General features: G+C 71.6%; 12 protein-coding genes. 7 read left to right on the top strand and 5 right to left on the bottom strand.

Features of this window, described 5'->3' with window-relative positions; translation table 11 throughout:
* Positions 1-73 precede the first annotated feature (73 nt).
* On the top strand, positions 74-436 hold the full coding sequence (locus RM479_RS25515; protein ID WP_311514240.1) for a thiol-disulfide oxidoreductase DCC family protein: 363 nt from the start codon (positions 74-76) through the stop codon (positions 434-436).
* On the opposite strand, the gene RM479_RS25510 is transcribed toward RM479_RS25515, so the two are convergent.
* Together RM479_RS25510 and RM479_RS25505 are read right to left on the bottom strand one after the other, a co-directional pair.
* The gene (locus RM479_RS25510) at positions 425-1,318 is read right to left on the bottom strand and encodes a 3-methyladenine DNA glycosylase (protein ID WP_311514245.1); all 894 of its coding nucleotides are present in this window, start codon (positions 1,316-1,318) and stop codon (positions 425-427) included. The genes RM479_RS25515 and RM479_RS25510 overlap by 12 nt on opposite strands.
* Before the next feature lie 22 nt (positions 1,319-1,340).
* Positions 1,341-3,110, bottom strand: coding sequence for a hypothetical protein (locus RM479_RS25505; RefSeq protein WP_311514239.1), 1,770 nt, complete (start codon positions 3,108-3,110; stop codon positions 1,341-1,343).
* Positions 3,111-3,623: 513 nt separating this feature from the next.
* Here RM479_RS25505 and RM479_RS25500 point away from each other — a divergent pair.
* Complete coding sequence (locus RM479_RS25500; protein ID WP_311514238.1) at positions 3,624-5,048, top strand: aldehyde dehydrogenase family protein; 1,425 nt, start codon at positions 3,624-3,626, stop codon at positions 5,046-5,048.
* Positions 5,049-5,245: 197 nt separating this feature from the next.
* On the opposite strand, the gene RM479_RS25495 is transcribed toward RM479_RS25500, so the two are convergent.
* Together RM479_RS25495 and RM479_RS25490 are read right to left on the bottom strand one after the other, a co-directional pair.
* Positions 5,246-6,289, bottom strand: coding sequence for a trypsin-like serine peptidase (locus RM479_RS25495; protein WP_311514237.1), 1,044 nt, complete (start codon positions 6,287-6,289; stop codon positions 5,246-5,248).
* 331 nt (positions 6,290-6,620) lie between these two features.
* Positions 6,621-8,273 (bottom strand): CocE/NonD family hydrolase, encoded by a 1,653-nt coding sequence (locus RM479_RS25490; RefSeq protein ID WP_311514236.1) that lies wholly within the window; start codon positions 8,271-8,273, stop codon positions 6,621-6,623.
* A 338-nt stretch (positions 8,274-8,611) separates the two neighbouring features.
* Between RM479_RS25490 and dxr the strand changes: the two genes are divergently transcribed.
* The 4 genes from dxr to RM479_RS25470 all read left to right on the top strand — a co-directional run bounded on the left by dxr (position 8,612) and on the right by RM479_RS25470 (position 13,276).
* The gene (gene dxr / locus RM479_RS25485; RefSeq protein WP_311514244.1) at positions 8,612-9,832 is read left to right on the top strand and encodes a 1-deoxy-D-xylulose-5-phosphate reductoisomerase; all 1,221 of its coding nucleotides are present in this window, start codon (positions 8,612-8,614) and stop codon (positions 9,830-9,832) included.
* Between the two features lie 21 nt (positions 9,833-9,853).
* Positions 9,854-11,215, top strand: a complete 1,362-nt coding sequence (locus RM479_RS25480; protein ID WP_311514235.1) for a M50 family metallopeptidase — start codon at positions 9,854-9,856, stop codon at positions 11,213-11,215.
* Positions 11,216-11,447: 232 nt separating this feature from the next.
* Complete coding sequence (gene ispG, locus RM479_RS25475; RefSeq protein WP_311514234.1) at positions 11,448-12,608, top strand: flavodoxin-dependent (E)-4-hydroxy-3-methylbut-2-enyl-diphosphate synthase; 1,161 nt, start codon at positions 11,448-11,450, stop codon at positions 12,606-12,608.
* 224 nt (positions 12,609-12,832) lie between these two features.
* Positions 12,833-13,276 carry a hypothetical protein gene (locus tag RM479_RS25470; protein WP_311514233.1) on the top strand — a complete coding sequence of 148 codons (444 nt, stop codon included), beginning with the start codon at positions 12,833-12,835 and terminating at the stop codon, positions 13,274-13,276.
* A 92-nt stretch (positions 13,277-13,368) separates the two neighbouring features.
* On the opposite strand, the gene RM479_RS25465 is transcribed toward RM479_RS25470, so the two are convergent.
* A complete protein-coding gene (locus RM479_RS25465; RefSeq protein WP_311514232.1) occupies positions 13,369-14,010 on the bottom strand; it encodes a class I SAM-dependent methyltransferase in 642 nt (213 codons plus the stop codon).
* A gap of 60 nt (positions 14,011-14,070) precedes the next feature.
* Here RM479_RS25465 and RM479_RS25460 point away from each other — a divergent pair, with 60 nt between their 5' ends.
* A complete protein-coding gene (locus RM479_RS25460) occupies positions 14,071-14,736 on the top strand; it encodes a TetR/AcrR family transcriptional regulator (protein ID WP_311514231.1) in 666 nt (221 codons plus the stop codon).
* The last annotated feature ends 163 nt before the right edge of the window (positions 14,737-14,899 follow it).

The following is a 14,899-nucleotide window of genomic DNA, read 5'->3' as shown; positions in this document are numbered from 1 at the left end:
GGTGCGCCACGACAGTGGCGCACCCCTCTCGTGTATCCCGCTTGACCGTCCCCGTCCCGGGTAGGCCCGCGGTATGGGAACGTTCTTGTACGACGACGACTGCGGCTTCTGCAAACGGGCCGTCGCCTTCGCGCGGGACCGTCTGCGCTCGCGTACGGAGTTCGTCGCCTGGCAGGACTTCGACCTCGACTCGGTGGGGCTCACCCCCGAGCAGACCGACGAGGCCGCCTGGGTGGTCTACCCGGACGGTCGCCGGTTCCGCGGTGGCGACGCCGTCGCCGAGGTCCTCGTGCACGCCCGCCCGCTGGTGCGTCCCGTGGGCCGGCTCATGCGGCTGCCGCTGCTGCGCGCGATCAACCGCCGCGCCTACCACTGGGTGGCCGCCAACCGGTACCGCCTGCCCGGCGGGAGCGCTTCCTGCGCCCTACCGTCCTGACGTCGCGTTCTCCCGCAACAGCCGGCACACCCCGAGCAGCCGCTCCCGCAACACGGCGCCGCGTCCGGCGAACCCCTCCTGGGCGCTCATGTACGCGGCCTTGCCGTCGGCGGTCTCGATGCGCACCGGCTCGTACCCCCACGCCCGCAGGTCGTAGGGCGAGGCCCGCATGTCCAGCTCCCTGATCTCCCGGGCCAGCTCGAAGCAGTCCACCACCAGCTCCGAGGGCACCGCCGGGGACAGTTTGTACGCCCACTTGTACAGGTCCATGCCCGCGTGCAGGCACCCCGGCTGGTCCAGGTCGACCTGAGCCTCCCTGGTCGGCCGCAACGTGTTGAGCGGTCGCGCGTCCTCGGTGAAGAACCGGAACGCGTCGAAGTGCGAGCACCGGATCCGGTGCGACTCCACGACCCGGTCGGTCCCCTCGTGTCCGAGCCGCAACGGCACCTGCCCGTGGCGCACCTCACCGGCCCGGTACACCATCGCCCACTCGTGCAACCCGAAACAGCCCAGGTGGGCGGGCCGGTCGGCGACCGCCGACAACAACCGCTCCACGAAGTCGACCACGGGTCGGGCCGCCAGGAACGCCTCGACGTCCAGGCCGACCCCCTCGGGGGTCTCGACCGTGAACCGCTCCGACAGCAGCTCCCGGGCGCCCTCGCCGGTCAGGACCGTGCCCGCGCCCGGGTGCCAGCGTCGCAACCGGGCCGGCTTGAAGTTGTAGTAGGTGAACAGGAAGTCCTCGACGGGATGGCGCACGCCCTCACGGCGACGCCGCAGGTGGTCGGCGGTCAACGCGTCCACCCGCTCCTCGTGGCGGCGCGCCCGCGCGCGCCATTCCCGCTCCGCCAACACCTCGACGGCCCCGATGCTCGTTCCCATCACGGCCCCAGGGTACGCGCGGTCAGTTGGACTGCTGCACCGGCAGATGACGGCCCAGGTAACCGACGTACACCCGGTTGGTGGTCCCCGGACCCAGGTGGGGGTAGAAGTACAGCCGCGGACAGATGCCGTACTCGATGTCCAGCTTGATGTGCGCGTACATGGGCACCCGCCCGTGGGGGTCGACGTCCTCGGGCACCCGGAAGATCCGTTTCTCGTTCAGCTTGCCCCTGTTGCGGACGTGGTCGGACTCCTGCGACGCCAGCCGTTTGACCGGGATGACCTGGTACCCGTCCGGGTTCTCCTTCAGGTACGAGTGGAACCCGAGTCCTCGGTCGGGGTTGTCGAACTGGTAGCGGGCGTAGTCGTTGAGGGCGAGCAGGGCCTCCCAGGCCCGGGTGACCCACAGCGACTCCTTGCGGCTGTCGGAGAGCTCGTAGACCGTCTGGTCCTCGATGGTGAAGAACAGGTGCGGGAGCGCGGTGTCGTCGGTGATCCGCTCCAGCAGCTCGGACACGCTCCGGGGCGGGCGGTGCGCCGGATCCCGGGGAGCGGGCGCGGCGGCCAGCCGGAACTGTCCGGCCACGCGCGCCTGTTCGCGCAGCCACCGGACCTCGTAACGGGCGGCGCGCACCTGCCCGTGGGTCTCGTCGAGTTCCTCGGTGAGGTCGGTGGTCTCGGCGAGCAGTTCCCTTCGTTCCTCGGAGAGTTCGCCGATCCGGTCGTTCAACCGGGTGATCTCGTCCCTCAACCGCTGCACCTGGAGTTCGAGGGCCTCGCGCTCCTGGAGGGCGGCGATCCCGGCGGCCGACGAGGGGTCGGGGCCGGAGGTCGGAGGGCGCGTGCTCACGCCCGGGGAGACGGCGGTCCGCGGGCTCGGGGCCGTGCGCAGGTCCTCGGTCTCCTCCGAGAGCAGGGCGTCCACCGCCGGGAGCGGGTCGGGCAGCGCGATCTCCAGGGCGTTCTCCCGGACCCGGCGGGACAGCGCGGCCCCCACCCAGTTGCGGATGCGCTCCCCTTCGCGGGCGGTGTCCAGGGTGGTCGAGCTCATCCTCGGGTGCCGGGACGGATCGCCCTCGATCCCCGGTAAGAAGGTGCGCACCCCTCCCGCGGGGATGTCCATGCCCGACGGGAGCAGGTCCACGATCCGGTCCTGGGCGGCGGAGTCCAGTACGTACACCGTGCACATCCCGGTGCATCGGGACAGGGTCGCGGCCATGGCGGTGCGCCAGTCGGCGACGGTGACGTCCCCGGGGGATCCGGTGGCCAGGACGGCGAGCCGGCGTTCGGGGTCGCGGATCGCCGAGACCAGCACGTCCATGAGGGCGTCGTCACGGCCGCGCACGATGACCGGGCCCGAGGGGACCCGGTGGGTCCCGTCGTGCGCGGGCAGCGCGTCCAGCAGCATGCGGGCCGCCTCGGGCGGCATGATGTCGAGCCGGGGCTGCTCGGTGGCGCCCCCGGCCTCGACCGTCATGTCCAGCCACAGGTACCGCCAGGGCGACAGCTCGGGGTCGACGACCACGGTGACGGCCGTCCGCCATATCCCGTCGGGTTTGTCGGATTCGGTGGTCAGTCGGAGGAAGGAGAGTCCCTCCTCGGGGTTGTCGTGCCGCACCACCAGGGCCCGTGACCGGTTGCTCAGCTCGTATCGGCCGGAGGAGCCGAAGTCCACCCGCGCTCCCGAGTTCCCCCGCTTGCTCAACCATCGGGACAGGACGGTCGACGCGGTGGCGATGGGATCCCCATGATCCTCCGGGACTGCGATGAGCGTGCGGTAGACGAGCGGCAATGGGCACTCCCGGGCTTCCGTCGGCGGCGGCGGACCCGAGGACCCGGCTCGAACGCGCCGGTGGGGTCCTCACCACCACTGTGTACGAAGGAACACTTCAGCGCCAGTCGGTCGACCGAAAGTGGTCTTCACGGGGACAGGTTGCCCAGGGTGTACCCGCCATCCGTCCGGGGAATCTCGGTGCCCTCCGCCCGTGTGCGCGAGCGCGCGTCGGGCGGGACGCGACGCGGCCGGGCCGACGCCGTCGGGTGGTGCCGCGACCGAGCCGACAGGGGCTCGGGCCCGCGGGCGGAGGGTGGCATCCCGCCCGACCCGGACGGCGCCTCCCCGTCACCCGCCGGACGGTCCGGATGGAGCAGGACTCCCACGGGACGGCCTGCCGTACGGGAGGTGCGGGGCGTGCGGCCGATGGTGGGGAGCCCCGTCGGCATGCTCCATTGCGGCCAATCCGGTACGGCGACCTGGCAATTACGGACAAGGCGAACACGGGATGCGGGCACTAGCGTCCCTCACATGTCCACGCTCCCGTTCTGGCTGGCCGGCACCGCCGCGACCGGCGACAGCGAACTCACCGTCGTCAACCCCTACACCGGCGAGGTCGCGGGCCGGGTCTCCGTGCCCTCCGCCGACCAGGTCGAGCAGGCCGTCGACGCGGCCCGCGCGGTCGCCGCCGAGGCCGCCGCCCTGCCCGCGCACGCCAAGGCCGCCGCCCTCGACCACATCTCCCGCCGCATCGGCGAACGCGCCGAGGAGATCGCGCGGACGATCACCGCCGAGAGCGGCAAACCCATCAAGTGGGCCCGTGTCGAGGCCGCCCGCGCCGTGTCCGTGTTCCGCTGGGCCGCCGAGGAGGCCCGCCGCGACAGCGGTGAGCTCCAGCGACTGGACACCGACCCCGGAGCCACCGGCCGGATCGCCCTGATCCGACGGGTCCCGCACGGTCCCGTGCTCGGCATCTCCCCGTTCAACTTCCCGCTGAACCTGGTCGCCCACAAGATCGCCCCGGCGATCGCGGTCGGCGCCCCCATCGTCCTCAAGCCGGCCCCGGCCACGCCGATGACCGCGCTGCTGCTGGGCGAGATCATCGCCGAGACCGACCTGCCCGCCGGTCTGGTGTCGGTGCTGCCGATGCCCAACGACCTGGCCGGCCGCCTCATCGACGACGAGCGCGTCCCGGTCATCTCCTTCACCGGCGGCGCGTTCGGCTGGGAGATCCGCAAGCGGGTCCCGCACAAGCACGTCACCCTCGAACTGGGCGGCAACGCCGCGGCCGTGGTGCTCGACGACGCCGACCTGGAATGGGCGGCCGGGCGCATCGCCCTGTTCGGCAACAACCAGGCTGGCCAGGTGTGCATCGGCGTGCAGCGGGTCGTCGTCACCGACGCCGTCCACGACGAGTTCGTGGCGCGCCTGGTCGAGAAGGTGGAGGCGCTGGGCACCGGCGACCCCGCCGACGCGGGCACCGACGTGGGTCCCCTGGTGAACGAGGCCGCCGCGATCCGCGTGCAGGAGTGGGTGGAGGAGGCCGTCGCCGGCGGGGCCCGGGTGCTCACCGGCGGGACGCGCGACGGGGTCACCGTGGCCCCGACGGTGATCGTCGACGCCCCCGCCGACAGCCGGGTGGTGCGTCAGGAGGTGTTCGGCCCGGTGCTGGTGATCCAGCGGGTCGCCGACACCGACGCCGCCTTCGCCGCGGTCAACGACAGCGACTTCGGTCTCCAGGCGGGCGTGTTCACCCGCGACCTGCCCACCGCGTTCCGGGCCCAGCGCGAGCTGGAGGTGGGCGGCGTGATCATCGGCGACGTGCCCACGTTCCGCGCCGACCAGATGCCCTACGGCGGGGTCAAGGGTTCGGGCGTGGGCCGTGAGGGCGTGCGCGCCGCGATGACCGACCTGACCTACGAGCGGGTCATGGTGCTCACCGGCATCACCCTGTGACCGCTCCGGTCCGGGGCGAGGCCGGGCCGGGGTTAAGGGGAGAGGGAGGACCGTCGACCGTCCGCCGCCCGGCGAGGGCGGTGGGGGTCGACGGGGCGGGCGCGGCCGGCGGCCGTGCGTTCGTCGGGGGACCTTCCGCGGAACGGGCGGGGCGTCGGGGAGGGGTTCGCGGCCCCGGGGCGAGGTCGGACGACGGGCTAGAGCCGGGCGGCGCGGTCGTAGACGTTGCGCGCCTCCGCGCCGAACCGGGGCCCGTACTGGGTCCGGCGATCATTGGCGTACTTGAAGCTCACCACCGACGCGACCGTGCCCCGGCCGGTCGTGGAGTCGAAGCCGACCATCCACGGACCGCCGCTGGACCCCTGGGTCATGCGGCAGGCCATCCCGTTGGCCGTGGTGCCGCCGGTGTCCGGGCGGGTGCGGCCCGAACAGTAGTGCAGTTCGCGGCCGTCGTACGGGGAGGCCGCCGGGTAGCCGAACGAGTAGATCTGCACCCCCTCGCGGACCCCGGCCTCGGTCCAGGCGCCGAAGGAGATCCGCTGCGAGCCCACCCGGTCCTGCACGGTCCGGCCGCTCTCGGTGTTGAGCACCACCATCGCGAAGTCGTAGCTGTCGTCGGCCCGCCTGGACCACTCGGGTGACACCAGCAGGTCCCGGGCGGTGTAGCGGCCGTGCGGGGCGGAGCCGTCGGTGGCTCCGGGGACGAACGTCCAGTTGCGCGCCCACGATCCCCTGCCGTCCTTGGCGCAGTGCCCGGCGGTGACCACGGTGCTGCGGTTGGTGGAGTCCACCACCGACGCCGAACAGGTGAAGTCGCGGCCGTCCATGGTCAGGAACACCTTGCCGGTGGTGCGCACGACCTGGCCGCCGGCGGTCCACCGCGCTCCGGTGCTGTCGTCGCGGGGTGCCGCCTGGTGCTCGGCCCCGATCCCGGGGAGCATCTCCTCCGCGTTCGGGAGGTCGGTCAGGTGCCCGAGCAGGTCGGTGATGGGCCGGGCGGCGGCCATGCGCTCGGCGGTCCAGTAGGACAGGATGGCCCGGTGTTGTTCCTCGGTGACCGCGGCGCTCTGCCGCACCACCCCGTCCGTTTCGGTCGGCTCCGCGTGCGTCTCATGGAGGCGTTCGGGGACGGTCTCGGCCCGGGCTGATTCGGGCAGCCGGTCGAGGACGACGAGCCCCCCGAGGGCGATGGCGGCCGCGGCCAGGGGGGCGAGGAGTTTGTGCGCGGTGGACGAGCTCATGGTCCGATCCTTGCACACTCCGGGTAACTCCATGACTACTTTGAGTTTGTGTCGAGAGTTTTTCGGGAAGACGGGGACGGCCGCCTCCGACGTGGGGTCCACATCGGAGGCGGCCGAGGCGATCGCGTCGCGTCGCGGGAGTGGCGCGCCGCGCCGCCGGTCTCGGTCGCCGGGTTCCGGACCGGCTCCCGGAGGGTTTCCGTTCGTGCTCTTTTCGTACGTCCGGGGCTTCGTCGGTGGCCTTCACCGGTCCCGACCGATCGGAACCGGTCGGGGCGGGCACGCCGCCCCGTCGGCCACGGCATCGGATCCCCGAGGGCCGGCGGCCCCGTCAGGCGATCGGGATGACCACCCTGGTCGGCTCCGCCTCGGGAGAGGTCACCGTCACCCGGTTCCCGACCGTGCTCTCACTGCCGTAGCGCAGGTCCCGGGTGTCCACCACGACGGCCAGCCGGTGCCCGGCCGGCACGTCCCACACCACGGGCCACAGCTCGGTCGTCACGGTCACGGGAGAGCCCGGGGTGGCGTCGCGCAGTGTGTAGGGGGCGTGCGAGAGCAGCGCGCCCTTTCCGTGGGAGTCGACCGCGTACAGGTACACGTACACCGACTGCTTCTTCGCCGTGGGGGTGAACGTGAAGGTCGCCTCCGGCGTACCGGCCACCCGCACCCCGTTCGGATGGGCTGGGCTCGTCCACACGGCCGCCCGGTAGCGGTCGATGGTGGGCAGCAGGACGCCGGTGGGCACGTCGAAGAACTGCTGGAGGGCGCCGCTCAACAACACGGTCCCGCTCTGTGCGGTGGTCCCGATCCCCGTGCGCATCCCGTAGCTCCACCCGGTGGAGGGCTCGGTCCCCATCGCGCCGCTGCTCTGCCAGCGCAGCCGGTCGGTGCTCGGCCTGCCCAGGTGGTAGGTCCGCCTGTCGCCCGTCACCGACTCCCAGTCCTGGTGCGAGGTCCAGGCTCCGCGACCGTTGTTGGGCTTGACCATCACCGGGTCGGCGGTGTCCACGCCGTTGTCCTCGCCCTTGAGGTGGTGATCGAACCAGTCGCCGACCCCCGCCCAGACCTCGTCGGGAAGGCCGGCCGCGCCGAAGAGTTCCTGGGTGGCGTGGTCGCCCGGAGCGAGCATGAGCCGCTTGGGGCCGGTCAGCTCACCGTAGAAGTCGGTGATGTGCCCGACCGGGAACATGCCGTCGTTCCACCCGTGGGCCATCATCACCGCGGTGCCGTTGGCGTTGATCCGGTCCACCTTGGTCGCCGCCGACCGGTCCGGGGCCATGTCCAGGGCGGGCTGGATGTCCCCGCGCCGGTAGGCCCGCTCCACGGCGGTGAGGGTCTCGCCCTTGCGGCCGGTCAGGGTGGCCGCGCCCAGCAGCAGCTCGGCGGACTGCACGTCGACGGTGTGGCCGGGGTACAGGGACTCGGCCAGGTCGGCCCAGCCGCTGAGGGAGGCCACCGCCTTGACCCGGTCGTCCTCGGCGGCGGTGAGCAGGCTGATGCCGCCGCCGTAGGAGATGCCCGCCATGCCGATGCGGTCGGGGTCGGCGTCGGTGTTCTCCAGCGCCCAGTCGATGACCGCGCTCGCGTCGGCCCGGTCCTGCGGGCCGGCGACCTCGATGCCGCCGCCGGAGTCCCAGAAGCCGCGCGAGCTGTAGGTGACGACCTGGTAACCGGACTCGTGGGCCAGTCGGGCGCCGGCTCCGACGTAGAGCAGGTGCGGGGTGGCCCAGGCGGAGGGCATGACCAGGAGGGGGTGCGGGCCCTCGACCCCGGTGGGGGTGATGACCTTGGCCTTCAACCTCGTGCCGTCGTGACTGGTGATGGTCGCGTACCGGATGTCGGCGCCGATCGCGGCGGACGCCGGGGCGGGCGTCAGCAGGACGGCGGCGAGCACGCTCGCCACCAGGGCCGCGAGCAGCCGGAAGGGCGCCGTTCGACGCCGGGAGGATGGAGCGGAACGGGGGATCTCTCTGACAGGGCGCATGTGGCGGGAACCTCGGGGGAGGAGGGGCGGGGGAGGCTCCGATGGGTCGTCGCGCCGTCGATTCCATCGGGGTGGGGCGCCGGTGACGCTTCGGTCGATCCGGCGGCGAACGGGGGATCCGGGCGGGGCGGGCCTCATCCGGGTGGGTATCGGTGATGGGGATCTCACGTGACTGTGAGGTAACTTACCCACGAGTTAAGTTAAGTCAGGGGTGCTCTCTTGTAAAGCCCCCGTGAACCCGTGATCTCACTCCCGGACCCGGTCGTCCACAGCCCCCGGCGGGAACACGCCGATTGCGCGAGAATGGGCGGGTGCGAGAAGAACAGCAGCGAACCGTGATCCTCCTCGGGTCCACCGGCTCCATCGGAACCCAGGCCCTGGACATCGTCCACCGCAACCCCGAGCGCTTCCGCGTCGTCGGGCTGGCCGCCGGCGGCGGCCGGTTGGACCTGCTCGCCAAGCAGGTCACCGAATTCGACGTCCCACGAGTGGCCGTCGCCGACCCGGCCAAGGCCGCCGAACTCCGCCGTGCCCTGGCCGAACACGACTCCCACGCCACCGTGCTGGTCGGCCCCGAGGGCGTCGCCGAACTCGCCTCGGACCCCTGCGACGTCGTCCTCAACGGCATCACGGGGGCCCTGGGCCTGGAATCCACCCTCGCCGCGCTGCGCGCCGGCACCACCCTGGCCCTGGCCAACAAGGAGTCCCTCATCATCGGCGGGCCCCTGGTCCGCGACCTGGCCCGCCCCGGCCAGATCGTCCCCGTCGACTCCGAGCACTTCGCCATCGCCCAGTGCTTCCCCCACCTGCCCGAGGACGGACTGCGCAGCCTCGCCCAAGGGCACGTGGTCGCCCGTCGAGACGAGGTGCGCCGCCTCGTCGTCACCGCCAGCGGCGGTCCCTTCCGAGGCCGCCGACGCGAGGACCTGGAGCGCGTCACCCCCGCCGACGCGCTCGACCACCCCACCTGGAGCATGGGCCCGGTCATCACCGTCAACTCCGCGACCCTGGTCAACAAGGGCCTGGAGGTGATCGAGGCCAACCTGCTGTTCGACATCCCCTTCGACCGCATCGACGTCGTCGTGCACCCGCAGTCGATCGTGCACTCGATGGTCGAGTACGTGGACGGTTCCACCATCGCCAAGGCCAGCCCGCCCAGCATGATGATCCCCATCGCCTACGGCATGAGCGCCCCCGACCGGATCCCCGACGCGGCCCCCGGCATGGACTGGACCAAGGCGCAGAGCTGGACCTTCGAGCCACTGGACCACGAGGCCTTCCCGGCCGTCCGGCTGGCCTGCGAGGTCGGCGAGGCGGGTGGGACCGCCCCCGCCGTGTACAACGCGGCCAACGAGGAGGCCGTCGACGCCTTCCTCAAGGGGAACCTCGCGTTTCCGGCCATCCTGGACACCGTGGCGCGGGTAGTCTCGGAGCATCAGCGAACGGAGCACCCCGGTGCGGCGTCCCACGGATCGAGGGGGCTCACCCTGGACGACGTGTACGCCGCTGACGGCTGGGCCCGTACCCGAGCGCGCGAGTTGGTCGCACGCCGGGCCTGACATCGGTGTAGGGAGAGATGCATGGTCCTGCTGCTGACCGTGGTCGGGATCGTCCTGTTCGTACTGGGACTGCTGTTCTCGATCGCCTGGCACGAGCTCGGTCACCTCGGCACCGCCAAGATGTTCGGCATCAAGTGCACCGAGTACATGGTCGGGTTCGGGAAGACCCTGTGGTCCTTCCGCCGCGGTGAGACCGAGTACGGGCTCAAAGCCGTCCCCCTGGGCGGCTACGTCCGCATGGTCGGGATGATGCCGCCCGCCCGTGCGTCCGCGGACGGCTCCACCCGCAGGATGTCCCGCTGGCGGGCCATGGCCGAGGACGCCCGTGAGGCCTCCTACGTCGAACTCGCCCCCGAGGACCGGGACCGCCAGTTCTACCAGCGCGCCCCCTGGAAGCGCCTCATCGTCATGTTCGCCGGACCCGGCATGAACGTGATCCTGGCGGCGATCCTGCTCGGTGTGCTCTTCATGGGCATCGGCGTCCCCCAGCAGACCACCCAGATCGGGGTGGTCAACGAGTGCGTCGTCTCGGCCGAGATCGAGAGCGAGGTGGACTCCTGCGAGGGGTTGCCGCCCACCCCGGCCGCCGAGGCCGGCCTGCGCCCCGGTGACGTCATCGTCGAGATCGACGGTGAGCCCACCCCCGGGTGGAACGACGCCAACCAGCTCATCCGTTCCTCGCTCGGCCCCACCGAGATCGTGGTGGAGCGCGACGGCGAACGCGTCGCCCACACCGTCGCCATCATCGAGAACGAGCTGCCGGCCCGCACCGCCGACGGCGACTTCATCTACGAGACCGACGCCGACGGCGACGAGATCGTCGACGACCGGGGCTTCCCCGTCTACCGCATGGAGACGGTCGGTTTCCTGGGCATCATGTTCGCCACCGAGCGCGCCCCGCTCACCCTCGCCGAGTCGGCGGGGGAGATGGGCGCGATGATGCTCGGCGTCGGCGAGGCGCTCATCGCCCTGCCGTCGAAGGTTCCCGGAGTGTTCGCCGCCGCGTTCCTGGGGGAGGAGCGCACCGCCGACTCCCCGGTCGGCATCGTCGGCATCTCCCGCATCGGCGGCGAGATCATGGCCCAGGGCCTGCCCATCGCCGACACCGCCTCGATCATGCTCCAGATCCTGGCCGGGGTGAACCTCTTCCTGTTCGCCTTCAACCTGTTGCCGATCCTGCCGCTGGACGGCGGGCACATGGCCGGGGCGCTCTGGGAGTGGATCAAACGCGGCTGGGCCAAGCTCACCCGCAGGCCCGAACCCGCCCCGGTGGACGTGGCCATGCTGACCCCGGTCGCCTACATCGTTGTGGCCTGTTTCCTGGCGTTCAGCGTGCTCCTGCTCATCGCCGACCTCTTCAACCCGGTTCGTCTGTTCGGCTGACCGCGCACCAGGCGGGGTGCTCCGTGTGATGCGGGGCACCCCCCGGGGTGCGGGTAATCTGGGTGCGCGATCCGGGAACGGCGGTACGTCCCGCACGACCGCCCCGAACAGGCGTCGAACCCGGTCGCGGCTCCGCGCACAGCGTCCACGCATCGCGCCGGGCGCCTTTCCGAAACCGGACGAAATTCCAAGTGCCGCCCCTCCCTCCGGCGGCAGACGAGGTGAATCAAGCGTGACGACCGTCGATCTCGGCATTCCCGCCACTCCGCCGCGCCCGTTGGCGACGCGGCGCAAGACCCGGCAGATCATGGTCGGGAACGTGCCCGTGGGCGGGGACGCGCCGGTGTCCGTGCAGTCCATGACCACCACCCGTACCTCCGACGTCAACGCGACCTTGCAGCAGATCGCGGAGTTGACCGCGTCGGGTTGTCAGATCGTGCGGGTGGCGGTGCCCACCAACGAGGACGCCGACGCGTTGGCGGTGATCGCGAGGAAGTCGCAGATCCCGGTGATCGCCGATATCCACTTCCAGCCCAAGTACGTGTTCCAGGCCATCGATGCCGGGTGTGCGGCGGTGCGGGTGAACCCGGGCAACATCAAGAGGTTCGACGACAAGGTCGCCGAGATCGCCAAGGCCGCGGGTGAGGCGGGGACCCCGATCCGGATCGGGGTCAACGCCGGGTCCCTGGACCGGCGTTTGTTGGCCAAGTACGGCAAGGCCACGCCGGAGGCGTTGGTGGAGTCGGCGTTGTGGGAGTGCTCGTTGTTCGAGGAGCACGGGTTCGGTGACATCAAGATCTCGGTCAAGCACAACGATCCGGTGGTGATGGTCAACGCCTATCGGCAGTTGGCGTCGGCGTGTGATTACCCGTTGCATCTGGGGGTGACCGAGGCGGGGCCGGCGTTCCAGGGGACGATCAAGTCGGCGGTGGCGTTCGGGGCGTTGCTCTCGGAGGGGATCGGGGACACGATCCGGGTGTCGTTGTCGGCGCCGCCGGTGGAGGAGGTCAAGGTGGGTGCGCAGATCCTGGAGTCGTTGGGGTTGCGCGAGCGGGGGTTGGAGATCGTGTCCTGTCCCAGTTGTGGGCGGGCGCAGGTGGACGTGTACACGTTGGCGGAGGAGGTGAGTGCGGGTCTGGAGGGGTTGGAGGTGCCGTTGCGGGTGGCGGTGATGGGGTGTGTGGTCAATGGTCCGGGTGAGGCGCGTGAGGCGGATCTGGGTGTGGCCTCGGGTAACGGTAAGGGGCAGATCTTCGTCAAGGGCGAGGTGATCAAGACGGTGCCCGAGTCCAAGATCGTGGAGACGTTGATCGAGGAGGCGATGCGCATCGCCGAGGAGATGGGTGAGGCGGGGGTCGGGCCGGGGGAGCCCACCGTCGCCGTCGCCGGCTGACCACCGCATCCGCGTTCCGCACGGCCGCGTCCCCGTCCCGGGGACACGGCCGTTCGCGTTTCTCGGAACCCGCACGGTCGGTCCACGGGAGGGCGACCAGGGGAGGCCGATTTCCGGGAACACGCCGAGAACCCTCGCTCGCACCCCTTGAACACCCCGTCCGCGAGGAGCATGGTGGAGGTGCCGACGTCCTGGAGTCCCCCCGTTCAGGAGCGCTCACACCCATGATCCGACACGAAGTGCGCCTCACCCCCGTCATCGGCGGCGCGATCCTGACCTTCGGAGTGCTCAGCACCCTGCTCGGCCTGTGGGCGGTCGGCCTGGGTCTCTTCTCACCCCTGGTGTTCCTCGGTCCGGTCTTCATCGTCCTGGGCGTCGTGCAGTGGCGCAGGGTCTACTTCCGGGTCGATCACCGGCCCGGCAGCGGAAGGTCCATCCTCTCCGCCCCGGGTCAACGGGGCAGGCTCGCCGAAGGCGTCACGGCCGCACCGGGCGAACGCTTCGCGGTCGAGAACGGCCGCGTCGTCCACGTGGCGGCCGACGGGACCCGCACCCCCACCCCGGCACGGCGGTGGCCGTCCCGCTCCTCGGACTGGCGGGCGCTGACGGCCGCGCTGGAGGCGGCCCCGCCGCAGGAGCCCTCCGAGACCCCGGAAAGCGGTGCTTGACCGGGTCCCGCCCGTCGTGCGGGGCGGGGACGTCGATCCTCGGGGCCGCCTCCCGATCCTGAGCGGCCGTAGGCCCTGACGGGGCCGCGCCCTCAGTCGCGCCGCAGGGTGAACCAGAAGGTGGGCACGGGGTTGGTGCCGGGGGTGGTGTCGACCAGCTCCCAGCCGGAGAACCTCGTGCTCAGCTCCTCGGCGCTCACCCCCGCCGTCGGGTCGTCGAAGGCGCCGGGGCCGTACCCGAACATCAGCAACAGCGCACCGGGCGCCGCGCGGCGGGTGAGCCCGGCGGCGTAGGCGTCGCGCCGGTGCGGTGGGATGCCGCACAGGCAGCTCAGATCGAAGAACAGGTCGAACGGACCGGAGGCGTCCACCTCGTCGAGCCGGGTGGCGTCGGCGTGCAGCAGCCGCGGCGTCACACCCGCCTCCGCGGCCTTCACGCGGGCCGTCTCGACCGCGCGCTCGACCAGGTCCACCCCCACCACGTCCCAGCCGTGCCGGGCCAGGTACACGGCGTTGGTCCCGGTGCCGAAACCCAGTTCGAGGGCCCGCCCCGCCGGCAGCGCGCCGTCGCCCTCCACCAGGGCCACCAGCTCGGGCGGGGTCACGCCCGTGTCCCACGGCGGCGGGCCCTCGCGGTAGAAGGCCTCCAGGTAGTCGCGCTGGGCGCGCTCCTGTTCGATCTCGGTACGCGTCCGCACGCCCTCCGGTCGCGGGCTCGTCCGTGCCTCGTCCATCGATCCTCCAAGTATTTAGAGTTGATCACTAGTGTTGGTATCTAGTTATAGGCTCGGGGTGTGGACACAGTCAAGAAGCCGGACAAGCGGGCCGAGCGTGCGCGCCGTACCCGCGAGAGGATCATCGAGGCCGCGCGGGAGCTGTTCATCGAACGGGGGTACGGGGCGACCAACCTCCAAGAGGTCGCGGACCGGGCCGGCGTGGCCGTCCAGACCGTCTACTACGTCTTCCGCAACAAGCGCACCCTGTTCAAGGACGTCGTCGACGCCTCCATCGCCGGGGACACCGAGCCGGTCGCCACCATGGACCGGGAGTGGTTCCGCTCCGCGTGCGCCGAGCCCACCGCGGCCGGACAGTTGCGCGCACACGTTCACGGCACCCGGCGGGTCCTGGAGCGGGTCGCGCCGGTCATGCCGCTCATCGCGGCGGCCTCGGCCACCGATCCCGAGATCGCCGCCCAGTGGCCCGACGGCGAGGAACCGCGCTACACCGTGCAGCACGCCGCGGCACGGGCCCTGGCCGACAAGCCGGGCCTGCGCCCCGACATCACCGTCGCGATGGCCGCGGACCTGCTCTTCGGCCTGCTCAGCCCGCAGCTGTACCTGCTCTTCGTGCGCGATCGCGGCTGGTCGCCGGACCAGTGGCAGGACTGGGCCCTGTCCACTCTGAGCGCCCAGCTGTGCACCGCCCCCGCCGGCGACGGGCCCACCTCCCGGAGGCACTGACCACGGAGGCCGGCGACATCCTCCCCGGGGTCCGCACGAGCGAAGAGCGCCTTCGGGATCGGTCGTTCCACGCCGGCCACCCCGGTGCCGTGGCGGACCGCGATCCCGGTGGTGCTCGGACCGGCGATCGCCGCCGTCGGCGGGGTCGGGATCGGTAAGGCGT

Source organism: Nocardiopsis lambiniae, assembly GCF_031845465.1.
GTDB lineage: Bacteria > Actinomycetota > Actinomycetes > Streptosporangiales > Streptosporangiaceae > Nocardiopsis > Nocardiopsis lambiniae.
This window is presented reverse-complemented; position numbering and strand designations above follow the sequence as displayed.